This window comes from Ornithinimicrobium faecis (genome assembly GCF_023923225.1).
Lineage (GTDB): Bacteria > Actinomycetota > Actinomycetes > Actinomycetales > Dermatophilaceae > Ornithinicoccus > Ornithinicoccus faecis.
Genome location: NZ_CP099489.1, coordinates 2,593,021 through 2,615,755, shown reverse-complemented (window position 1 = coordinate 2,615,755; position 22,735 = coordinate 2,593,021). Strand labels below are relative to the sequence as shown.

General features: G+C 66.9%; 16 protein-coding genes and 3 rRNA genes. 18 read left to right on the top strand and 1 reads right to left on the bottom strand.

Going from position 1 to position 22,735, the window contains the following annotated elements; translation table 11 throughout:
* Positions 1-36 precede the first annotated feature (36 nt).
* Entirely contained in the window at positions 37-249 is a 213-nt protein-coding gene (locus tag NF556_RS12115) for a hypothetical protein (protein WP_252591188.1), read from the bottom strand.
* Between the two features lie 124 nt (positions 250-373).
* Here NF556_RS12115 and NF556_RS12110 point away from each other — a divergent pair, with 124 nt between their 5' ends.
* From NF556_RS12110 to murJ, 18 genes are all read left to right on the top strand, one after another.
* Positions 374-1,369 (top strand): phosphotransferase, encoded by a 996-nt coding sequence (locus NF556_RS12110; protein ID WP_252591187.1) that lies wholly within the window; start codon positions 374-376, stop codon positions 1,367-1,369.
* Positions 1,370-1,496: 127 nt separating this feature from the next.
* Positions 1,497-2,027, top strand: coding sequence for an arginine repressor (locus tag NF556_RS12105; protein ID WP_252591186.1), 531 nt, complete (start codon positions 1,497-1,499; stop codon positions 2,025-2,027).
* 43 nt (positions 2,028-2,070) lie between these two features.
* Positions 2,071-3,492, top strand: a complete 1,422-nt coding sequence (argH, locus tag NF556_RS12100; RefSeq protein ID WP_252591185.1) for an argininosuccinate lyase — start codon at positions 2,071-2,073, stop codon at positions 3,490-3,492.
* A 2-nt stretch (positions 3,493-3,494) separates the two neighbouring features.
* Positions 3,495-4,169 carry a DNA-3-methyladenine glycosylase gene (locus tag NF556_RS12095; protein WP_252591184.1) on the top strand — a complete coding sequence of 225 codons (675 nt, stop codon included), beginning with the start codon at positions 3,495-3,497 and terminating at the stop codon, positions 4,167-4,169.
* Positions 4,170-4,251: 82 nt separating this feature from the next.
* Positions 4,252-5,517 carry a tyrosine--tRNA ligase gene (gene tyrS / locus NF556_RS12090; protein WP_252591183.1) on the top strand — a complete coding sequence of 422 codons (1,266 nt, stop codon included), beginning with the start codon at positions 4,252-4,254 and terminating at the stop codon, positions 5,515-5,517.
* A gap of 575 nt (positions 5,518-6,092) precedes the next feature.
* Positions 6,093-7,614 (top strand): 16S ribosomal RNA (locus NF556_RS12085).
* Positions 7,615-8,028: 414 nt separating this feature from the next.
* Positions 8,029-11,163: ribosomal RNA gene (locus NF556_RS12080) — 23S ribosomal RNA — on the top strand.
* 118 nt (positions 11,164-11,281) lie between these two features.
* Positions 11,282-11,398: ribosomal RNA gene (gene rrf / locus NF556_RS12075) — 5S ribosomal RNA — on the top strand.
* The 16S, 23S and 5S rRNA genes sit together here, the layout of an rRNA operon.
* Positions 11,399-11,552: 154 nt before the next feature.
* Positions 11,553-12,794 carry a tetratricopeptide repeat protein gene (locus NF556_RS12070; RefSeq protein WP_252591182.1) on the top strand — a complete coding sequence of 414 codons (1,242 nt, stop codon included), beginning with the start codon at positions 11,553-11,555 and terminating at the stop codon, positions 12,792-12,794.
* The gene (locus tag NF556_RS12065) at positions 12,791-13,618 is read left to right on the top strand and encodes an HAD-IIA family hydrolase (RefSeq protein ID WP_252591181.1); all 828 of its coding nucleotides are present in this window, start codon (positions 12,791-12,793) and stop codon (positions 13,616-13,618) included. Before NF556_RS12070 ends, NF556_RS12065 begins: the two co-directional genes overlap by 4 nt.
* A gap of 121 nt (positions 13,619-13,739) precedes the next feature.
* Positions 13,740-13,964 (top strand): hypothetical protein, encoded by a 225-nt coding sequence (locus NF556_RS12060; RefSeq protein WP_252591180.1) that lies wholly within the window; start codon positions 13,740-13,742, stop codon positions 13,962-13,964.
* 4 nt (positions 13,965-13,968) lie between these two features.
* Positions 13,969-14,847, top strand: coding sequence for a TlyA family RNA methyltransferase (locus NF556_RS12055; protein ID WP_252591179.1), 879 nt, complete (start codon positions 13,969-13,971; stop codon positions 14,845-14,847).
* Positions 14,848-15,735, top strand: coding sequence for an NAD kinase (locus NF556_RS12050; RefSeq protein WP_252591178.1), 888 nt, complete (start codon positions 14,848-14,850; stop codon positions 15,733-15,735). It abuts the gene before it with no gap.
* 9 nt (positions 15,736-15,744) lie between these two features.
* Complete coding sequence (gene recN / locus NF556_RS12045; RefSeq protein WP_252591177.1) at positions 15,745-17,487, top strand: DNA repair protein RecN; 1,743 nt, start codon at positions 15,745-15,747, stop codon at positions 17,485-17,487.
* Positions 17,488-17,631: 144 nt separating this feature from the next.
* Positions 17,632-18,819 carry a putative cytokinetic ring protein SteA gene (gene steA, locus NF556_RS12040; RefSeq protein WP_252591176.1) on the top strand — a complete coding sequence of 396 codons (1,188 nt, stop codon included), beginning with the start codon at positions 17,632-17,634 and terminating at the stop codon, positions 18,817-18,819.
* The gene (locus tag NF556_RS12035) at positions 18,816-20,081 is read left to right on the top strand and encodes a copper transporter (RefSeq protein WP_252591175.1); all 1,266 of its coding nucleotides are present in this window, start codon (positions 18,816-18,818) and stop codon (positions 20,079-20,081) included. Before steA ends, NF556_RS12035 begins: the two co-directional genes overlap by 4 nt.
* On the top strand, positions 20,078-21,052 hold the full coding sequence (locus tag NF556_RS12030; protein ID WP_252591174.1) for a hypothetical protein: 975 nt from the start codon (positions 20,078-20,080) through the stop codon (positions 21,050-21,052). The genes NF556_RS12035 and NF556_RS12030 overlap by 4 nt, the downstream gene beginning before the upstream one ends.
* A gap of 30 nt (positions 21,053-21,082) precedes the next feature.
* Positions 21,083-22,735 carry a murein biosynthesis integral membrane protein MurJ gene (murJ, locus tag NF556_RS12025; RefSeq protein ID WP_252591173.1) on the top strand — a complete coding sequence of 551 codons (1,653 nt, stop codon included), beginning with the start codon at positions 21,083-21,085 and terminating at the stop codon, positions 22,733-22,735.

Genomic DNA, 22,735 nt, shown 5'->3' with positions numbered 1-22,735 from the left:
GGAGAGTCGCCGTCGCAGTCCATCGCGTGTTGTGGGTCAACGGTCCCCAGCCTGCTCTGACTCCTCCCCGGCATCCTTGCGACGGCCAAACAGGGGCATCCCGCTCAGCACGAGGCCGATGCCGACACCGGCCCCCATCCAGGCCCAGCTGTCGAGCACCATGGACAGGATCACGCCGATCACGACTCCGACCAGCAGGCCATTCCAGGAGGGGTCCGGACGCTTGCTCTTGCTCTGGTTGGTATCCATGACCACCACACTGCCGAACCTGCGCTCGGCCCGCATCGCCACCACGAGGGAGATTCGCCCTCCGTCCTGTGGCGGACCCGAACGGCGCTGGGTGAGCACGATCCGTGCTTGTTAACGTGCTCTCGTGTCTGAGTCCACCGAGCCGATCAGGTCCCACGGAGTGCGGATCACCTGGGACGATCTCCCTGAGCGGGTGCGGGCCTGGGTGACGCAGGAGCTCGGCGAGGTCACCGAGGTGGCGCCACAGCAGGGCGGCTTCTCGCCCGGCACGGCCGACCGGGTGCACGGCACGCGGGGGAGCGCGTTCGTCAAGGCGGTGGGCGAGAGCCTCAACGCGCGCACCCCAGACCTGGTCGCCCGCGAGATCGCGGTCCTGGACCACCTGCCGCCGTATGCCGCAGCGCCCCTTCTCCTGTCCTCTCTCGACGAGCGGATCGAGGGGGAGCGCTGGGTCGCCCTGCTCGTGGAGGACATCCCCGGCAGGCACCCGCAGACTCCGTGGGTGGGCCCGGAACTGGACGCGACGCTCGAGGCCCTGAGCTCCCTGGTCAGCGAGCCGTTGGCGCGGACCATCGAGCTGCCCAGACTGGAGGAGGACATCGCTGGTGACCTGTCGTGCTGGCCGCACCTCGCCGCCGACCCGCCGCACGACCTGGACCCGTGGGTGCGCGACAACCTGGACCGACTCGTCGCGGTCGCCGCCGACGCCCCGGGCCGGTTGCGCGGAGATCATCTGGTGCACACCGACATTCGCGCCGACAACCTCCTGGTCACCGGCGTCGGCAGCAGCCCCGGCGCAGCCGGCAGCGGTCCTGACACCGGCCAGGTCCGCGTCGTGGACTGGCCCTTTGCCTCCCGCGGAGCGCCCTGGTTCGACACCCTGACCCTGCTGCTCAACCTGCGCCTCCTCGGAGGACCCGACCCCACGGCATACGAGGGGCGGTTGACCGACCTGGGCGCCACCAGGGAGGACATCGACGCGGTCCTGGTGGCGCTGTGCGGCTACTTCCTGCATGCCAGCCGCCTGGCGCCGCCGACGGGACTGCCGACCCTGCGGGCCTTCCAGCGCGCGCACGCCGTGGCCAGCCTCGCCTGGGTGCGCGAGCGACTCGCTCCCTGAGGGGCGCCGCGCCCCCCCACAAAAAGATAAAGGTCTCGCACACCCTCCCCGCAAAAAGATAGAGGTCTCGCACGCCCCTCCCCGGCTCTCGACGCATGACTATGCAATGACTTGTATAGTTGTGCGGGTGAGCACAGCAGAGTTGCCTGCCGGGGGGATCCCGACCACTCGGGCCGCACGCCACCAACGGATCGTCGACGTCCTGGAGCGGCACTCGATCGCCTCTCAGTCCGACCTGCTGGAGCACCTGGGCCGCGACGGCATCTCCGTCACCCAGGCCACCCTGTCCCGCGACCTGCTCGAGCTCGGGGCGGTCAAGGTCCGCAAGGGGCGCGGTCAGGTCTATGCCGTGCCGGCCCAGGGCGGCGACCAGACCCTGCGGCCCACGTCGGCCGAGGACGGCACCCGGCTGGCCCGGCTCTGTGAGGAGTTGCTCGTCTCGGCCCGGGCCACCGGCAACCAGGCCGTGCTGCGCACCCCACCCGGGGCGGCGCAGTATCTCGCCTCGGCCATCGACCGCAGCGACAACCCTGATGTGTTGGGCTGCATCGCCGGGGACGACACGATCCTGGTGATCACCCTGGACCTCCAGGGCGGGGAGCGGGTCGCTGCTCGCTTCCTGGCGCTGGCCGGGCAGGGGCAGGAAACCGACCACTGACCCACGCGGTCACCCAGCCACACCGACCAGACACAATGGAGCCATGACCCTGAGCCTCTGGGGCGGCCGCTTTGCCGGCGGCCCAGCCGATGCCCTGACCGAGTTGTCCCGCTCGACCCACTTCGACTGGCGCCTGGCGCCCTATGACATCGCGGGGTCCCGCGCCCACGCCCGGGTCCTGCACGGGGCCGGACTGCTCAGCGATGACGACACCACCGCCATGCTCGACGGCCTGGCCCGGTTGCTCGCCGACGTGGAGTCCGGTGAGTTCACCCCCGCGCCCGACGACGAGGATGTGCACACCGCCCTGGAACGCGGCCTGATCGAGCGCGTCGGCCCCGAGGTCGGGGGACGGTTGCGGGCCGGGCGCTCGCGCAACGACCAGGTGGCCACACTCTTCCGGATGTATCTGCGCGAGCACGCCCGCCTCATCGGTGACAAGGTGCTGGCCGTGGCCGAGGCGCTTGTGGCCCAGGCCGCGCAGCACCCCGAGGTGGCGATGCCGGGCCGCACGCACCTGCAGCACGCCCAGCCGGTCCTGCTGGCCCACCACCTGCAGGCCCACGCGTGGCCCCTGCTGCGGGACATCGAGCGACTGCAGGACTGGGACAAGCGCGCGGGTGTCTCGCCCTACGGGTCCGGTGCCCTGGCTGGCTCGTCGCTGGGGTTGGATCCCGAGGCCGTGGCACAGGACCTCGGCATGAGCACCTCGGTCGAGAACTCCATCGACGGCACCGCCAGCCGTGACTTCGCCGCCGAGTTTGCCTTCGTGATGGCGATGATCGCCATCGACCTCTCGCGGCTGTCCGAGGAGGTCATCCTCTGGGCCACTGCGGAGTTCGGCTTCGTGACCCTCGACGACGCCTTCTCCACCGGCTCGAGCATCATGCCGCAGAAGAAGAACCCGGATGTGGCCGAGCTGGCCCGCGGCAAGGCCGGCCGGCTGATCGGTGACCTGACCGGGCTGCTGGCCACCCTCAAGGGGCTGCCGCTGGCCTATAACCGTGACCTGCAGGAGGACAAGGAGCCGGTCTTCGACCAGATTGACACCCTGGACGTGCTGCTGCCGGCCGTCAGCGGGATGGTCGAGACGCTCACCTTCCACCCCGAGCGTCTCGAGGAGCTCGCGCCGCAGGGATTCTCTCTGGCAACGGACATTGCCGAGTGGCTGGTGCGCCAGGGTGTGCCGTTCCGGATCGCTCACGAGGTCGCCGGCGAGTGTGTCCGGGTCTGTGAGGAGCGGGGCATCGGGCTGGACGAGTTGTCCGACGAGGACCTCGCGGGGATCAGCGAGCACCTCACGCCAGGGGTGCACTCGGTCCTGACCGTGGCCGGCTCGATCGCCTCCCGCGATGCTCGCGGCGGCACCGCACCGGCACGGGTCAGCGCCCAGCGCACCCACCTGATCAAGGCGATAGCCCTGGCACGCCACTGGGTCGAGGACCTGCCGCGCATCGCGGACTGACCGTGGTTGATCTCAGCCGCGAGTTCCTCGCTCGGCCAGCAGTCGAGGTGGCACCCGCGCTGTTGGGCGCGGTCATCGAGCACGGTGACGTGGCCGTGCGACTCACCGAGGTCGAGGCGTATGCCGGGGAGTCAGACCCCGGGTCCCATGCCTTCCGTGGGCCAACAGATCGCAACCGGGTCATGTTCGGGCCGGCCGGGCACCTCTACGTCTACTTCACCTATGGCATGCACACCTGCGCCAATGTCGTGTGCGGACCCGACGGCGAGGCGCAGGCCGTGCTGCTGCGCGGGGGTGAGGTGGTGCGGGGGCTCGAGCGGGCACGGGAGCGCCGGACCTCGGCTCGGACCGGTCAGGTGCCGGTGGATCGGGACCTGGCGCGCGGTCCGGCCCGGCTGGCGAAGGCGTTGGGGCTGACGCTCGAGGACTACGGGACTGACCTGCTCGCCGGGGGAGCGGTGGTGCTCCGCAAGAGGGCCGACGGGCAGCATGCCGTGGGGGACCACCCGGGGGACTCCGGTGAGCCTGCTGGTCGGCCGGTGATCCGTACTGGGCCGAGAGTCGGGGTGCGCGGCGCCGGTGGTGACGGCACGGCATACCCCTGGCGGTTCTGGTTGGACGGCGACCCGACGGTCTCCGTCTATCGCCCCGCCGCGCCGCTGCGTCGGCGCGGGTGACTGGGCGGTGTCGCCGGAAGTCCGCCCGAGGGGCGACAATGGCGACGTTCGAGCACCGATCAACACGAGACCTGAGGTAGTTGTGAGCGACATCTTTGACGAACTGCAGTGGCGCGGCCTGGTGGCCCAGACCACCGACGAGTCCGCCCTGCGCAAGGCGCTGGGCGAGGGCCCGATCACGGTCTACTGCGGCTTCGACCCGACCGCTCCGTCGCTGCACTTCGGCAACCTGGTCCAGCTCGTCATGCTCCGGCACCTGCAGCGGGCCGGTCACCGCGTGATTGTTCTGGTCGGTGGCTCGACCGGCCTGATCGGTGACCCCAAACCGACGTCCGAGCGCCTGATGAAGACCAAGGACCAGACGGCCGCCAACGTGGCCCGGATCAAGGCCCTGGTCCGTCCCTTCGTCGACTTCGAGGGGGACAACGCCGCGATCCTGGTCGACAACCTGGACTGGACAGCGCCGATGTCGGCCCTGGACTTCCTGCGGGACATCGGACAACACTTCCGGGTCAACCAGATGATCCGCAAGGACGCCGTCGCCGCTCGCCTGCGCAGTGAGGCCGGGATCAGCTACACAGAGTTCAGTTACCAGATCCTGCAGGCACTGGACTACCTGCACCTGTTCCGCGAGCACGGCTGCACACTGCAGACCGGTGGCCAGGACCAGTGGGGCAACCTCACGGCCGGCGTCGACCTCGTGCACCGGGTCGAGGGCGAGACCGTCCATGTGATGACCACTCCGCTGCTCACGGACGAGAACGGGCAGAAATACGGGAAGTCCGAGGGCAATGCGGTCTGGCTGTCCGCGGACATGACCAGCCCCTACGCCTTCTACCAGTACTGGATCAACGTCCCCGACTCCGAGGCGAGCAAGCTGCTCAAGGTCTTCACGGCCCGCACCCCCGAGGAGATCGCGGATCTGGAGCGGTCCACGGCGGACACCCCTCACCTGCGCGAGGCGCAGCGCGTGCTGGCAGCGGATGTGACGACGCTGGTGCACGGACCTGAGGCGACGGCACAGGTGCAGGCGGCCAGTCAGGTGCTCTTCGGCAAGGGAGAGCCGGGCCAGCTCGATGCCCGCACTCTCGCTGATGCGACCGCCGAGCTGCCGAGCGGAGAGGTAGCCGTGGGGGCGTCCGTCGTCGACGCCCTCGTGGCGACCGGCCTGGCCGAGAGCAAGGGCGCGGCCCGCCGGCTCGTGGGGGAGGGCGGCGTGAGCATCAACAACGTCAAGGTGGACGACGCCGAGCACGTCCTGGCCGAGGCCGACTTCCTGCACGGTGCCATCGCGCTGTTGCGCCGCGGACGCAAGAACCTCGCTGCCGCGCACAAGGCAGACGCCTGAGCCCAACGGCTTCGTGCGGGGCGCCCACACTGTCCAGCCGGCAGAGTGAGCGCCCCGCCAGGCGATGGTGAGCGCCCGGCAGGGCGCTGACCAGCGGATTTGTGTTCTGCGGACAACGTGACCTAATGTTGTCCTTCGCCAGCCCAGCAGGGAGGCACGGACACCCGGTTCACCGGAGTGGCCGGTCCCGCAGGATCATGGCAACCCATCACGCCGAAGCTGGCCGCAGTTCGCTGCAAAGCCGGGTGCACAGAGTGCGCCGGAAGATGGTACAGTAGTCAGGTTGCCCCAAACGCCTAGCAGATCGAAATGGTTTGTGTGGTGGGTGGTGTGTGTCCGATCTTTGAGAACTCAACAGCGTGTCAGTAATCGATGCCAATTTTAACCCTGTCCCAGGGCGTGTCATGCATCTTTTGTGGGTGTGTGGTGTGTCGTGGTGGCAAGGATTTCTTTGAATTAGATTGATGGATTGAGTCAGTTGACTCGTTTCTGTCTGCTAGTGATTGTGCCCTTTGTGGGTCAAAGTTTGCTCGGCTGGTGCTGCCTTTGTGGTGGTGTTGGTTGGGTGTTTGATTTTAACGGAGAGTTTGATCCTGGCTCAGGACGAACGCTGGCGGCGTGCTTAACACATGCAAGTCGAACGATGAAGCCCAGCTTGCTGGGTGGATTAGTGGCGAACGGGTGAGTAACACGTGAGTAACCTGCCCCTCACTTCAGGATAACTCCGGGAAACCGGTGCTAATACTGGATATGATCACTTCCCGCATGGGATGGTGGTGGAAAGTTTTTCGGTGGGGGATGGACTCGCGGCCTATCAGCTTGTTGGTGGGGTAATGGCCTACCAAGGCGACGACGGGTAGCCGGCCTGAGAGGGCGACCGGCCACACTGGGACTGAGACACGGCCCAGACTCCTACGGGAGGCAGCAGTGGGGAATATTGCACAATGGGCGAAAGCCTGATGCAGCGACGCCGCGTGAGGGATGACGGCCTTCGGGTTGTAAACCTCTTTCAGTAGGGACGAAGCTTTTGTGACGGTACCTACAGAAGAAGCACCGGCTAACTACGTGCCAGCAGCCGCGGTAATACGTAGGGTGCGAGCGTTGTCCGGAATTATTGGGCGTAAAGAGCTTGTAGGCGGTTTGTCGCGTCTGCTGTGAAAGCCCGGGGCTTAACTCCGGGTCTGCAGTGGGTACGGGCAGGCTAGAGTATGGTAGGGGAGACTGGAATTCCTGGTGTAGCGGTGGAATGCGCAGATATCAGGAGGAACACCGATGGCGAAGGCAGGTCTCTGGGCCATAACTGACGCTGAGAAGCGAAAGCATGGGTAGCGAACAGGATTAGATACCCTGGTAGTCCATGCCGTAAACGTTGGGCGCTAGGTGTGGGGCTCATTCCACGAGTTCCGCGCCGCAGCTAACGCATTAAGCGCCCCGCCTGGGGAGTACGGCCGCAAGGCTAAAACTCAAAGGAATTGACGGGGGCCCGCACAAGCGGCGGAGCATGCGGATTAATTCGATGCAACGCGAAGAACCTTACCAAGGCTTGACATATACCGGAAACATTCAGAGATGAGTGCCCCGCAAGGTCGGTATACAGGTGGTGCATGGTTGTCGTCAGCTCGTGTCGTGAGATGTTGGGTTAAGTCCCGCAACGAGCGCAACCCTCGTTCTATGTTGCCAGCACGTTATGGTGGGGACTCATAGGAGACTGCCGGGGTCAACTCGGAGGAAGGTGGGGATGACGTCAAATCATCATGCCCCTTACGTCTTGGGCTTCACGCATGCTACAATGGCCAGTACAAAGGGCTGCGATACCGTAAGGTGGAGCGAATCCCAAAAAACTGGTCTCAGTTCGGATTGGGGTCTGCAACTCGACCCCATGAAGTCGGAGTCGCTAGTAATCGCAGATCAGCAACGCTGCGGTGAATACGTTCCCGGGCCTTGTACACACCGCCCGTCAAGTCACGAAAGTCGGTAACACCCGAAGCCGGTGGCCCAACCCCTTGTGGGAGGGAGCCGTCGAAGGTGGGACTGGTGATTGGGACTAAGTCGTAACAAGGTAGCCGTACCGGAAGGTGCGGCTGGATCACCTCCTTTCTAAGGAGCAACACACACACCACCACGTGTTGGTGGTGGGTGGGTTTGGTTTTTGCACGGACGAGTGTTTCGTGGGAGCCGAGCTCTGGGTGGAACATCGATTATGAGCCTGTTCGTGGGTTCCTGGCTGTGTCAAGTACGACCCTTTGGGGTGTGGAACGATGTGGTTGGGGTTGCTCACGGGTGGGTGTGACACGTTGTTGGGTCCTGAGGGATCGGGCCCCAACCAGTCACGTCAGCTGGTCCCTAGGGGTTGGTTGGTGGTGGGTGGTTGGGTTCTGGTGACTCTTGGGAGTGCGGGGCCTTGGTGGTTCCCATACCGCCACACAGTTTGTGTGTGGTTGGTGGGGGCCGTGAGCCGGGGTGGCCGTTCGTATGTTGAGAACTACACAGTGGACGCGAGCATCTTTGTGGCTTTAAGTTTTTAAGTGCACACGGTGGATGCCTTGGCACCAGGAACCGAAGAAGGACGTAGGAATCTGCGATAAGCCTCGGGGAGTCGATAACCAGACATTGATCCGAGGATTTCCGAATGGGGAAACCCAGCTAGCTTCATCGCTAGTTACTCTCACCTGAATATATAGGGTGGGTAGAGGGAACGTGGGGAAGTGAAACATCTCAGTACCCACAGGAAGAGAAAACAACATGTGATTCCGTGAGTAGTGGCGAGCGAAAGCGGATCAGGCTAAACCGGGCGTGTGTGATAGACGGTAGTCGTTGCACGTTCGGGGTCGTGGGACCCAATTCTCAGTTCTACCGGGCTGGGCTGGAGTAAGAAATTTTTGTTGTAGGCGGAAGGCTTGGAAGGGCCTGGCATAGAGGGTGAGACCCCCGTAGCCGAAACAACAGGAACTCTAGTGTTGGTGTTCCCAAGTAGTACGGGGCCCGAGAAATCCCGTACGAATCTGGCAGGACCACCTGCTAAGCCTAAATATTCCCTGGTGACCGATAGCGGACAAGTACCGTGAGGGAAAGGTGAAAAGTACCCCGGGAGGGGAGTGAAATAGATCCTGAAACCGTGTGCATACAATCCGTCGGAGCCCTCTTTGTGGGGTGACGGCGTGCCTTTTGAAGAATGAGCCTGCGAGTTAGTGCTCAGTGGCGAGGTTAACCCGTGTGGGGAAGCCGTAGCGAAAGCGAGTCCGAATAGGGCGCCCATAGTCGCTGGGTCTAGACCCGAAGCGGAGTGATCTACCCATGGCCAGGTTGAAGCGCCGGTAAGACGGCGTGGAGGACCGAACCCACTTAGGTTGAAAACTGAGGGGATGAGCTGTGGGTAGGGGTGAAAGGCCAATCAAACTCCGTGATAGCTGGTTCTCCCCGAAATGCATTTAGGTGCAGCGTCACGTGTTTCTTACCGGAGGTAGAGCTACTGGATGGCAGATGGGCCTCACCAGGTTACTGACGTCAGCCAAACTCCGAATGCCGGTAAGTGAGAGCGTGGCAGTGAGACTGCGGGGGATAAGCTTCGTAGTCGAGAGGGAAACAGCCCAGATCACCAGCTAAGGTCCCTAAGCGTGTGCTAAGTGGGAAAGGATGTGGAGTTGCTGTGACAACCAGGAGGTTGGCTTAGAAGCAGCCACCCTTTAAAGAGTGCGTAATAGCTCACTGGTCAAGTGATTCCGCGCCGACAATGTAGCGGGGCTCAAGCACACCACCGAAGCTGTGGCATTAACATTTTGCTCGGCATCATCCACTTGTGGGTGGTGTCCAGGCGTGTTGATGGGTAGGGGAGCGTCGTGTGGCGAGTGAAGCGGCGGAGTGATCCAGTCGTGGATGCCACACGAGTGAGAATGCAGGCATGAGTAGCGAAAGAGGAGTGAGAAACTCCTCCGCCGAATAACCAAGGGTTCCAGGGTCAAGCTAATCTGCCCTGGGTAAGTCGGGACCTAAGGCGAGGCCGACAGGCGTAGTCGATGGACATCCGGTTAATATTCCGGAACCGGCGAAGGACCGCCCAATACCGAATCAGTTGATGCTAAGCGCCTGAAGCACGCCAAACGCACCAAGTCCTTTCGAGGACGCGGTGTGGGTGTGTGGAACGCGTGACCCGAGATTGTAGTAGGTAAGCGATGGAAGGACGCAGGAAGGTAGCCTCCGCGTGGCGATGGTTGTCCACGTCTAAGAGTGTAAGGCTGGGTGTAGGTAAGTCCGCACCCTGTATGCCCCAGGCTTGATAGTGACCGCGTATGCGGGAAGAGGGTGATCCTATGCTGCCTAGAAAAGTTCCTAGCGAGGTTCGAGCCGCCCGTACCCCAAACCGACTCAGGTGGTTAGGTAGAGAATACTAAGGCGATCGAGTGAATCGTGGTTAAGGAATTCGGCAAAATGCCCCCGTAACTTCGGGAGAAGGGGGGCCCGACCAGTGAACACCCTCGCGGTGGGAAGCTGGGACGGCCGCAGAGACCAGGGAAAAGCGACTGTTTACTAAAAACACAGGTCCGTGCGAAGTCGCAAGACGATGTATACGGACTGACGCCTGCCCGGTGCTGGAAGGTTAAGGGGACGGGTCAACCGTAAGGTGAAGCTCTGAACTTAAGCCCCAGTAAACGGCGGTGGTAACTATAACCATCCTAAGGTAGCGAAATTCCTTGTCGGGTAAGTTCCGACCTGCACGAATGGCGTAACGACTTTTCCACTGTCTCAACCACGAACTCGGCGAAATTGCATTACGAGTAAAGATGCTCGTTACGCGCAGCAGGACGGAAAGACCCCGGGACCTTTACTATAGCTTGGTATTGGTGTTCGGTACGGCTTGTGTAGGATAGGTGGGAGACTATGAAGCGGGCACGCCAGTGTTCGTGGAGTCAACGTTGAAATACCACTCTGGTCGTTCTGGATATCTAACCTCGGTCCGTGATCCGGATCAGGGACATTGCCTGGTGGGTAGTTTAACTGGGGCGGTTGCCTCCTAAAGAGTAACGGAGGCGCCCAAAGGTTCCCTCAGCCTGGTTGGCAATCAGGTTTCGAGTGTAAGTGCACAAGGGAGCTTGACTGTGAGACAGACATGTCGAGCAGAGACGAAAGTCGGGACTAGTGACCCGACGGTGGCTTGTGGAAGCGCCGTCGCTCAACGGATAAAAGGTACCCCGGGGATAACAGGCTGATCCTGCCCAAGAGCTCATATCGACGGCATGGTTTGGCACCTCGATGTCGGCTCGTCGCATCCTGGGGCTGGAGTCGGTCCCAAGGGTTGGGCTGTTCGCCCATTAAAGCGGTACGCGAGCTGGGTTTAGAACGTCGTGAGACAGTTCGGTCCCTATCCGCTGCGCGCGTAGGAAACTTGAGGAGAGCTGTCCCTAGTACGAGAGGACCGGGATGGACGAACCACTGGTGTGTCAGTTGTCCTGCCAAGGGCACCGCTGATTAGCTACGTTCGGACGTGATAACCGCTGAAAGCATCTAAGCGGGAAGCACACTCCAAGATGAGGTTTCCACGCGACTTAGTCGTGAGAGGCTCCCAGCTAGACTACTGGGTTGATAGGCCGGATGTGGAAACACAGCAATGTGTGGAGCTGACCGGTACTAATAAGCCGATAACTTAAACAACAAAGATGCTACGCGTCCACTGTGTGGTTCCCGAGATACGAACCACAACCCACACGCACCGACCTAAAGCCCCGGTGCGTGTAACCCGCAACACGGTTGGTTTATATTTCCATAGAGTTACGGCGGCCATAGCGAGAGGGAAACGCCCGGACACATACCGAACCCGGAAGCTAAGCCTCTCAGCGCCGATGGTACTGCACTGGTGACGGTGTGGGAGAGTAGGACACCGCCGGACAAACATTGGCTCTAGCCCCACCCAAACCTTCTGGTTCGGGTGGGGCTAGACGCATTTCTGGGCCCGTCAGATGACCGTCGAGAAGGCGGTCAGGAACGCGGGCCCCCGGCGGAATGCCGCGTAGACTGCCCGAGAACTGAAACGAGGAGGCCGCATGGCTGACGAGACGCCGGACACCCCTGGTCCGGAGGACCGGAAGAGTGACCGCGAGACCGGCCAGGGCGGCGGGCCCAACCGTCGCGATGATCGTCGCGGTGGCGCGCCCCGTGGCGGCGGTTACCGCGGCGGTGAGCGTCGCCAGGATCGCGATGGCCGGCGGCGTGACGGTGCGTCCGGTGAAGGACGGAACTGGCGCGGGAGTGAGGGGCGTCCACGCGACGATCGTGGTCCTCGTCGTGATGACGACCGTCGTGGTGGGGGTTACCGCGGGTCGGATGATCGTGGTCCTCGTCGTGATGACGACCGTCGCGCTGGAGGTTACCGCGGCCACGCGGCTCGCGGTGGCGCTGATCGCCCCTACCGTGAGGACGACACCCGGGTCTACCGGCCCCGACCGGATCGCAAGCCAGAGCCGGAGATCCCCGAGCACATCGAGGCCGGTCAGTTGGACCGGGCTGCACGTCGCGAGTTGCTCACGCTGAGCAAGGAGAACGCGGACGGCGTGGCGCGGCACTTGGTGGCCTCGGCAGAGTGCCTGGCAGCGGAGGACCTGGACGGTGCTCTGGCCCACGCGGAAAACGCGTCACGCCGAGCGGGTCGCGTGGCTGTCGTGCGCGAGGTGCTCGGTTTCGTCTACTACCGCCGGGCAGAGTGGGCAGAGGCACTGCGCGAGTTCCGCACCGCGCGGCGGCTCAGCGGGTCCAACCACCTGTTGCCGCACATCGCAGACGTGGAGCGCGGGTTGGGTCGGCCCGACCGGGCGATCGAGTTGTCACAGGAGCCGGCCGCTCAATCGCTGAGCGCGGCCGACCGGGTTGAGCTGGCCATCGTGGTCAGCGGCGCGCGACGGGACCTGGGTCAGCATGAGGCTGGTGTGCAGATCCTGCGTGAGCTCGTGCGAGCCAGCCCTCCCCAGCGATCCTGGTCGCCACGGCTCTATTACGCCTATGCGGAGTCGCTCCTCGGGGTTGACGACGAGGCCGGCGCCCGCGAATGGTTCGCCAGAACGGTGGACATTGATCGCGATGGAGTCACCAACGCTCCTGACCGTCTCAGCGAGCTCGACGGGATCGACATCGTTGACTATGGCGAGGATGAGGAATCGGGCACGGATGAGGCCGACGCTCATGAGGCCGACGCTGATGCGCCTGACGCTGATGCGCCTGACGCTGATGAGGCCGACGTTGATGGCGTTGCTGGGCCAGGAACGGGCCCGGTCGGCGAGACTGATCGATGACCTACCGCGGTCTGTTGTGCGACCTTGACGGCGTCGTCTACCGGGGGGCTTCGGCGTGTGACGGAGCGGTTGAGGGGTTGGCTGCGGCGAGAGCCGCTGGCCTGCTGGTGCTGTTCCTGACCAACAACGCTGCCCGTCTGCCCGCTGAGGTCTCCGAGCACCTGGTGTCTCTGGGGGTTGAGGCGCACCCGGATGAGGTCCTCAACAGCTCTCAGGTGGCCGCCAGCCATCTGCGCCAACACCACCCGGTGCCCGAGGGGACGGTGGTCCTGGCGATCGGCGGGCCTGGAGTGGCTGCAGCACTCGTGGAGGAGGGGCTGCCCGCGATCACGCCCCGCGAGGTGGTGGATCACGGTGGCAGCGAGCAGGTGTCGGTCGTCGTGCAGGGCCTCGGCAAGGAGCTGGGGTGGGCCGAGCTGACCGAGGCGACCTATGCCGTCGCTGCGGGAGCCCATTGGGTCGCCACCAACACGGACGCCACGCTGCCCACTGAGCGAGGCCAGGCACCCGGCAACGGTTCCCTCATCGCAGCGGTCGCGCACGCCACGGGACGTCAACCCGATCTGATCACCGGCAAGCCGCACGCGCCGGCGTTCGAGATCGCGCTGCAACGACTGGGCCTGCCCGCAGCCGAGGTCCTCATGATCGGCGACCGTCTGGACACCGACATCGAGGGCGCGAAGGGTGCTGGCCTGGCAACTGCCCTGGTCCTCACCGGCGTGCACGGTCGCTCCGATGTGGAGAGCGCGGGGGAGGACCAGCAGCCCGACCACATCGTCGAGGTCATCGGCGATCTGGCCCCCCACTGGAGCCACGGCGCCTGAGCGGACGTCTCGCGGGCTGGTGAGTGCGTGAAACGCCCCGTCCGGGGCGGTGGCGACACTCACCGGTGCAGGTTGTGGATGGATCGCCGGAGCAGCGGTGCGCCGCGATACGCTGCCTGTCATGAGCGAGCCGACCCCCACGACAGGCGACCCCACGACAGGCGACCCCGTGGTCGACGAGGTGCTCGAGACTTTCCGCGGCACCGAGCAGCAGCCCCTCCCCGAGCGTGCGGAGGCGGCACTGCAGGCGCAGCGGCGTCTGCAGGAGCGGTTGAGCGAGTCCTCTCCGGGCAACACCCCGGCCGCGGCCATGCAGCGTGTCGCCGGCGGCCCACAGTCTGCGTGACCTCATGAGAGGCGAAGAGCGCCTGGACCAGCACCTGGTCCGGGAGGGTCTCGCGCGCTCGCGCACGCTCGCTCAGCGACTCATCCGCGGGGGCTCGGTCTGCGTCGACGGCCAGGTAGTGCACAAGAGCTCGTATGCCGTGGCGCCGGGGCAGCAGGTCATGGTCACCGACGACGATGCCTCCCGTTGGGTCGGGCGGGGTGCCCTGAAGTTGTTGCATGCTCTGACTGTTTGGGAGGCCGACGCTCGCCAGCCAGCAGGCGACCCGGGGCAACCGGCTAGCGACGCGGGTCAGCAGGTGGGCAGCGGCGGGCTGCGGGTCAGCGGTCGTCGGTGCCTGGACGTGGGGGCCTCGACCGGTGGCTTCACCCAGGTGCTGCTTGAGCACGGCGCCACTCACGTCACTGCCCTCGATGTCGGACACGACCAACTCGTCGCAGATCTCGTCGCTGACCCCCGGGTCACTGATTTGCCCGGCACGAACATCCGTGACGTGTCAGCAGCGCAGCTCGGCACCTTCGAGGTGATCGTCGGTGACGTCTCCTTCATCTCCCTGTCCCTCGTCCTGCCTGCCGTTGCACCCCTGCTCGAGCCGGACGGCGACGTCGTCTTCCTGGTCAAGCCGCAGTTCGAGGTGGGCCGCGACCACCTGGGACACGGGGGAGTGGTCAGGTCCGCCGCCGAGCACGCCAGGGTGCTCAGCGACATCACCCTGGCCGCCGCCGAGCTGGGCTGGCACGTCCACGGCATCGAGCCGTCCCCGGTGACCGGCGCCCACGGCAACACCGAATACCTGCTGTGGCTCGCGGCATACCAACCAGGCATGATGAGTGCGGATGAGGCGACCGCCCGCATCCGTGACCTGACCCGGGAGGACGACTAGATGACCCGTCGCATCCTGGTCGTCACCCACGCCAACCGCCCCGACCTGCCCGCTCTGGCCACGGAGATGGCCAGGCGGTTGCGCGACCACGGCATCGAGGTGCACGAGCTCGAGCAGGGCTGGGACAGCCTCGAGGACGATCCGGACGTGGCCGCCCTGGCGGCCGACGCTGAGCTCGTCGTGATCCTCGGAGGTGACGGCACGATCCTGCGGGGGGCGGAGGTCTCCCGGGGCGCGGGCATCCCCCTGCTCGGGATCAACCACGGGCGGGTCGGCTTCCTCGCCGAGGCCGAGCGCGATGAGACCGCTGCCGTCGTGGACCGCATCGTCTCGCGCGACTACGAGGTCGAGGAGCGGATGACCCTCGAGGTCGACGTCTATCAGGACGGCGACCTGGTCTCGCACACCTGGGCGCTCAACGAGGCCTCCATCGAGAAGTCCGCCCGCGAGCGGATGCTCGAGCTCACCGTCGAGGTCGACGGCCGGCCGCTGTCCACCTGGGGGTGTGACGGCGTGGTCGTGGCGACACCGACCGGCTCCACGGCCTATGCCTTCTCCGGCGGCGGCCCCATCGTCTGGCCCGACGTGCAGGCGATGCTCGTCGTCCCCATCTCTGCGCACGCCCTGTTCGCCCGCCCGGTGGTGCTCGGACCCGACACGCGCGTCGCGGTCGAGGTCGTGCCGCACGCCACGACGCACGGGGTCATGTGGTGCGACGGTCGGCGCACGGTCGACCTGCCGCCGGGGGCCCGCATCGAGGTATGCCGTAGCGAGACTCCCGTCCGTCTGGCCAGACTGTCCTCGCAACCGTTCACCGACCGGCTCGTGGCCAAGTTTGCGCTGCCGGTTGCCGGGTGGCGTGGCAAACCTGACGGTGCACCCGCCTAGAGTGCGAGCGTGCTGACCCGCATCCGGATCCAACGACTCGGCGTCATCGAGGACGCCGAGCTCGAGCTGTCCCCGGGCCTGAACGTCATCACCGGCGAGACGGGGGCCGGCAAGACGATGGTCGTCTCCGGTCTGGGGCTGTTGCTCGGCGCCCGCGCGGACTCGACCATGGTGCGCTCGGGGGCGACCGCTGCGGTGGTCGAGGGCGAGGTGGACGTGCCGCCGGATCACCCTGCCGCCCAACGGGTGGAGGCTGCTGGCGGCGAGATCGAGGACGGGTTGATCCTCGTGCGCACCGTCAGTGCCGAGGGCAGATCGCGGGCGCACGTCGGTGGCCGGACGGCGCCCGTCGGCGTGCTGACCGAGGTGGGCGAGCATCTGATGGCCGTGCACGGCCAGGCGGACCAATGGCGGTTGCGGGCCCCCGAGCAGCACCGGGTCCTGCTGGACGCCTTCGGCGGTGCCAAGCTCGCTAAGGCCCTGGGCGCCTACACCAACACCCACCGGGCCTGGACCGCGGCCCGCGAGGAGTTGCACCGGCTGAGCACTGCCGGGGCCGAGCGGACGCTGCGGGCCGACCTGCTGCGCACCGCGCTCGAGGAGATTGAGGCCGTCGACCCGCAGGAGGGTGAGGAGGACGAGCTCCTCGTCGAGGAGCAGCGTCTGGCGCACGGGGACGGGCTGCGCCAGGCCGCGGACACCGTCCATGGTGTGCTGTCCGGCGGTGACGATGCGGTCGTGGACGATTTTCGACCCGTCGTCGAACAGCTGGCCTCGGCACGTCAGGCGCTCGCGCCGGTGGCCGAGCACGACCCGGCGCTGGCCGATCTCAGCAAGAGGCTGGACGAGCTCAGCTATCTGACCTCGGACCTCGCCGGCGAGCTCGCGGCCTATTCCTCGGGCATCGATGTGGACCCCTCCCGACTGGGGTGGGTGCAGGAGCGCCGGTCCGCGCTGACCGCCCTGCTGCGCAAATACGGCGAGAGCACGTCGGCGGTGCTCGCGTGGTCCGGTCAGGCTGCCGCAGAGGTCGCCGAACTCGACGGATCCGACGACCGGATCGCCGAGCTCACGGTCGAGCTGGCACGGCTGAGTCAGGAGTTGGTCACGACGGGGACCGCTCTGACCGGCGCGAGGCAGGCCGCCGCGAAGACCCTGGGCACCCGGGTTGAGGATGAGTTGGCGCACCTGGCCATGGGCGGTGCCCGGGTGCAGATCGCGGTGCGACACAAGCCGGACGACGAGGGCGTGGAGCTGGCGGACGGGGAGCGGGTGCGCGCGTGGTCCCACGGCCTGGACGAGGTCGAGATCATGCTCGCTGCCAACGCCGGTGCGCCACCACGCACGGTCAGCAAGGCGGCCTCTGGTGGTGAGCTCTCGCGCGTGATGTTGGCGCTGGAGGTCGTCACCGCCCAGGGTGACGTGCCCACCTATGTCTTTGACGAGGTGGATGCCGGCGTGGGCGGTGCGGCGGCTCTCGACCTGGGCGCCCGGCTGGCCGCGCTGGCCCGCAACGCGCAGGTCATCGTCGTCACCCACCTCGGCCAGGTCGCCGCCTTCGCCGACAGCCACCACGTCGTGCTGAAGAGCTCCGACGGCGCGATCACCGCCAGTGACGTGCGCTCGGTCACGGGGGAGGACCGGGTCGCCGAGATTGCCCGCATGATCGGTGGTGTGACCGACAGCCGCGCCGCGCTCGACCACGCGCGCGAGCTGGTGGAGGAACACGCGCCGAGCCGGCTGAGCAACTGACCTGTCTCACTGGCACGCCCACCGTGGTGACCCGCCCGTCCCGGTGAGGTGTGTCACCCCGCCCGGGTGACGTGCACGGCATACGGCTGTTGCTCGGCAGGTCAGGGCCATCGCACCACCGAACCGTGGCACGATGGGGCCACCATGAGCCTGTCCAGATCCCCCGTGCCCGAGGCCGTCCCCGACGGTCCCACGGTCGAGGGACCCATCCGGGTGGATGCCCGCACCAAGAACCTCACCAAACGGCTCGCCCACGGTGACATTGCGGTCATCAACCACAAGGACCTGGACCAGGTGAGCGCCTATGCGTTGGTGTCCTGCAAGCCGGCAGCCGTCGTCAACGCGGCCGCGTCCATCAGCGGTGCCTATCCCAACCTGGGCCCCAAGATCCTCGTCGAGGCGGGGGTGCCGCTGATCGACCAGGCGGGCGAGGAACTGCTGACCCAGATCACCGAGGGAGCGACCGGACGCGTCGTCGGCGACCAGGTGATCGTCGAGGGCCGCCTCATCGCTGAGGGCAAGCGGCTCGATCTGGCGATGGTCGAGGAGGCGATGGAGCACGCTCGGGGCAACATCTCCGAGCAGATCGAGGCCTTCTCCCGCAACACCATGCAGTATGTCCGCGAGGAACGCGAGCTGCTCCTCGACGGGATCCGGCTCCCCGAGGTGCGCACCGAGCTGGAGGGCCGTTACGTCCTGGTGGTGGTGCGCGGCTACCACTACAAGGAGGACCTGCAGACGCTGCGGCCCTTTATCCGTGAGGCACGTCCGGTGCTGATCGGCGTGGACGGGGGAGCCGATGCCCTGATGGAGCTCGGCTATCGTCCGGACATCATCGTCGGCGACATGGACTCGGTCGGGGACGCCGCCCTCAAGAGCGGGGCCGAGATCATCGTGCACGCCTATCGTGACGGCAGGGCTCCGGGTCTCGAGCGGGTCGAGGCGCTGGGCATCGAGGATGCGATCGCGCTGCCCGCCATCGGCACCAGCGAGGATGTCGCGATGTTGCTCGCCGACGGCAAGGGCGCCGAGCTGATCGTCGCCGTCGGCACACACGCGACGCTGATCGAGTTCCTGGACAAGGGGCGACAGGGCATGGCCTCCACGTTCCTGACGCGGCTGCGGCTGGGCAGCAAGCTGGTCGACGCCAAGGGCGTGAGCCTGCTCTATCGCAGTCGGATCTCGTCGGCGGCCCTGACCTGGCTGGTGCTGGCCGGGATGCTGGCCGTGCTGGCCGCACTGGCCGCAACTCCGGGAGGCCGCACCGCCATGGGTGTGCTGGCCGTGCGCTGGGACGACCTGCTCGCTCTGATCGGAGGACTCTTCGGGTGATCGACTTCCGCTACCACCTGGTCTCCCTGGTGGCCGTGTTCATGGCGCTCGCCGTCGGCATCGTCCTGGGTGCCGGGCCGCTGGGCCAGGAGATCTCCTCCACCCTCGAGGGCCAGGTCAAGGACCTGCGCGAGGAGCGCAATGGTCTGCGCGCCCAGCTCGACCAGGCCCACGACCGCGAGCAGCTCAAGGACCAGGCGTTCGCCATCGCGACGCCGACGCTGACCGCCAACCAGCTGACGGACCGTCGGGTGGCGATCATCACGCTGCCCGGTGCGGACCGCAACATCGTCGGTCAGGTGCACGATCAGCTGACCAGCGCTGGTGCGGCGGTGGTGCTGACCGTGCGGCTCGACGACGCCTGGCACGACCCGGAGGCCGCGGACACCCGGCACGAGGCTGCCGCCGAGCTGGCACCGGAGGTTGACGACCCCGAGCCGCGGGAGGGTGCGGAGCCCACCCTGGAGACGGTGATGGCTGCCGCACTCGCGGGACGTGATGAGGGGACGGCCAGCGGTGCGTGGCGGATGGCCTCGGACCGGCTGGAGGAGCTCAACTTCTATTCGACCAACTGGGCCGACAGCGAGCCCTCGGACTTTCCTGAGCCGCCTGACACCTTCGTCGTGGTCACTGGTGACCTGAAGGTCCAGCAGGTTGAGGAGGACGAGGCCGGCGCGCCGCGCCTGCAGCAGAGTCTGGGTTTGATCGCGGCCCTGGGCGAGCTTGAGGTCCCGACTCTCGTTGCTGGCTCGGGCACCGAGAGTTATGCCGACCCCGTGCAGGCGGCCGAGTCGCCTGTCGTCCGCGGGCTGCGCGCCGAGTCGGCCATGGCCGAGACGGTGGCCAGCGTCGACAACGCGGAGGGGCCGGCTGGCCAGCTGGCTGTCGTCCTCGGACTGCGGTGGATGATCGACGGTGAGGCTGGGCACTGGGGTGTCGGCACCGATGCGGTCGCACCACTGCCCAACATCCCCGAACCACCGGCCGCGGAGGACGAGGAGTCCGTGCCCGGGCCGACGCTGCCGCTCGAGCCCACGCTGCCGGGCAGCGGAGAGGAGTCGGGCAGCCCAGGGTCTGGCGGTGACGGGTCTGGCGGTGACGGGTCTGGCGGTGACGAGACTGGCGCTGGCGAGTCCAGCGGCGCGGAGCCTGGGGGCGCGGAGGGGTCGGCACCGGCGGACGAGCAGACGACCCCCGTCGGGCCGTTGGCACCAGCGCCGCCCGACGACGCGGAGTCCACCACGGGCGCCCCGGCCCCGTGAGGCCGCTGCGTGACGGGCTGGTGCGCGACGGTCAGCTGGGGGACGGGTTGCTGCGGGACGGTCTGCTGACCGCAGCGGGCGCCGCCGCCACGACGCTGGTGTGGCGCGCGCTGCAGACGCGCCGCGACCACCCGTCGGCGGCTCGGTGGGAGCGGACCAACCACGCCGGGGCGTCGGTCACCCTGCTCGAGGGCGTCGCCCTCGTCGCGGGGACCGCAGGGACCGCGCTCGTCACCGGAGGGGCGTGGGGGACGACCGCCATCCCGACCGCCATCCCGACTGCCGTCGCATCCCTCGGCGCAGGCTCGCTCGGCGCGCTGGATGACCTGCGCCAGGACACCGACCGCAAGGGTCTGGCTGGCCACCTGCGGGCGCTCGCCCACCGGAGGGTGACCACGGGGGCCATCAAGATCATTGGTCTGGCGGGGACCGGTCTCGTGGCGGTCACCCTGCAGGACCGTCACGATGGTGGGGCAGGCGGGCCTGTGGCACGCGGGTCTGTGGCGAGTGGGTCAGTGGCAGGCGGGTCTGTGGCGAGCGCGGTGTGCGGCACGCTGGTCGGCGGCGCGGTCGTCGCGGGGGCTGCCAACCTCGCCAATCTGTTTGACCTGCGCCCAGGTCGAGCGCTCAAGGTCGGTGTCCTCACTGGCGTCCCCCTCGTCCTGACTGGTGCGGGATCCCCGGGTGCCGCGGTGGCTCTGGGCTCGAGCCTCGCGCTGCTGCCAGACGACCTGGCCGGCCGCAGCATGCTCGGTGACACCGGGGCCAACCCCCTTGGCGCAGTGCTCGGGCTGGCGCTGGTCCAGCGGCAGGGGCTGGCGGCCCGCACGGCCTCCCTGGCCGTGGTGTGCGCGCTCACCCTCGCCTCCGAGCGGGTGAGCTTCACCAAGGTCATCGAGGCGACGCCCCTGCTGCGTGAGCTGGACGCGCTGGGACGCTCACGAGCTGCCGAGCCGCCCGTTGGGGCGTGAGGACCCGGTGACCCACGTGATGAGTTCACGGTGAGCGGCTCCGGAGACCCCGAGAGCTCTGGACACTCTGGGGCACCCAGCCCGCGGCTGCTCGCCGGCAGCATCGCTGGCGCGGCCGGACTCATTGCGGTCGTCACGCTGGTCGGGCGAGCGGTCGGCCTCGGCCGCTGGCTGGCCTTCAGCAACGGGGTCGGCGCCACCTGCGTCGGCGAGATCTATGCCACCGCCAACCAGGTCCCCAACGCCCTCTATGAGATCGCTGCCGGCGGAGCGTTGGCGGCCGTGGTGGTCCCGCTGGTCTCGGGCTATCTCAACCGGGGGCGTGAGGATGACGCTGACCGCACTGCCTCCGCGCTGCTCACCTGGGCCATGGCCGCTCTCCTGCCCCTGGCGCTGTTGGTCGCGCTGCTGGCCCGTCCCATCGCCTCCCTACTGCTGGGCAACGACCCGGGGTGTGGCAGTGCCGCCGTCGACACCGGGGCCACGATGCTGATGGTCTTTGCTCCCCAGGTGGTCCTCTACGGCGCGGGCATCATCCTCTCCGGCGTCCTGCAGGCCCACCGGCGGTTCCTGGCCGCTGCCGTGGCTCCGCTGCTGTCCAGCCTGGTCGTCATCGGTGTCTACCTGGCCTATGGCGCGTGGGTCGCTCCGAGCGTCGGGCTGGAGGAGACACCGGCCGCAGCCATCCAGCTCCTGGCGTGGGGCACGACGGCAGGCGTGGTCGCCCTGAGTGTGCCGTTGCTGGTGCCCACCTGGCGGGCGGGCGTGCGCCTGCGGCCGACCTGGCGCTTCCCCGAGGGCGCGGGTCGCCGCGTGGGCACCCTGGCCGTTGCGGGACTGGTCGCGGTGGCCGCCCAGCAGGTGTGCGTGCTGGTCACCGTCTGGCTAGCCAACTCGGCCGAGGGCGTCGGCACGCTCAACGTCTACACCTACGCCCAGACGGCCTACCTCCTGCCGTATGCCGTGCTAGCCGTCCCCCTGGCGACCGCCGCCTTCCCCCGGCTCACCGCTGAGGACGCCAGCCCGGTGCTGCGCCGGACCCTGCTGTCGGTGGCCGTGGCCGGGGTGGTGGGGGCGGTGGCCCTGGTCGCGGTGCGCCGCGAGGTCGGTGCCCTGTTCCTGGCCCTCGACGCCGGGAGCGAGGGGGCGGGGGAGCAGGCGCTGCGCGCGCTGCCCACGGCACTGGCCTGGTATGCCCCAGGCCTGGTGGGTTTTGCCCTCACCGCCCTGCTCTCGCGGGCCCTGTATGCCCGTGGCTCGGCGCTCGCTGCTGGTGGCGTCGTGGCCCTGGGCTGGCTGGTCGCCGCCGCCGTGCCCGTGATCCGGCTCACGGGCAGCACGCCCAACCCGGGTGGTGCCCTGGTGGCCCTGGGGCTGGGCAGCTCGCTCGGGATGTCGCTGACCGGGGTCCTGCTGGTCCTGCTGGTCCGACGGCACTGGGGCCCGGACACGCTCCGTGGCGTCTGGGGACCGGCCCTCTGGGCGCTCGGGGGCACGCTGCTGGTGCTGGTGGTCCGCGAGCTTGCCGGAGGCGTCGACGTGTCGCACTGGGGCGTCGCTCTGGTCAGTGGACTGCTCACCGGAGTCGCCGTGATCGCCGCTGCCCTGGTGTCGCTGCGCCTTGGTGCACCGGCCGCCTATCGTGACGTGGTGGGAGGGATCGCGCGCCGTGGGGTTAGATAA